The organism is Halomonas elongata (genome assembly GCF_029081005.1).
In the GTDB taxonomy this organism is placed as follows: domain Bacteria; phylum Pseudomonadota; class Gammaproteobacteria; order Pseudomonadales; family Halomonadaceae; genus Halomonas; species Halomonas elongata_B.
The window spans coordinates 1-438 of sequence record NZ_JAJQTQ010000102.1 but is presented as its reverse complement, the minus strand read 5'-3'; the positions used below and the strand labels follow the sequence as shown (position 1 = coordinate 438).

Below are 438 nucleotides of genomic sequence, written 5' to 3'. Positions count from 1 at the left end.
AAAGGAATGCATATTCATCGGACGCCATTCCTGCACCACGCATTCGCCGGCATCCAGCGCATCGCGGTAGAGGTTAACCTGCTCGGTCGCATCTTCCAGAGTCGCCACCTTCTCCTGCTCCAGCTTGTCAGCATAGATTTTGCGCGGAGTCGGATGCTTTTTGATCTTCTGATACATCAGCGGCTGGGTTGCGCTCGGCTCATCGGCTTCGTTGTGGCCGTGACGGCGGTAGCACACCAGGTCAATGAAGACATCGCGTTTAAAGGTATTGCGGAAATCAAGCGCCAGACGGGTGACGAAGGCGACCGCTTCCGGATCGTCCGCGTTCACGTGGAAAATCGGCGCCTGCACCATTTTACCGATGTCGGTGCAGTACGGCGTTGAGCGCGCATCCAGCGGGTTAGAGGTCGTGAAGCCCACCTGGTTGTTGATAACGAT

General features: G+C 56.6%; 1 protein-coding gene. It reads right to left on the bottom strand.

Translation table 11 applies throughout. From position 1 onward, the window contains the following. On the bottom strand, positions 1 to 438 hold a 438-nt coding region (locus LU493_RS19625; protein ID WP_275289483.1), incomplete at both ends, for a thiamine pyrophosphate-dependent enzyme.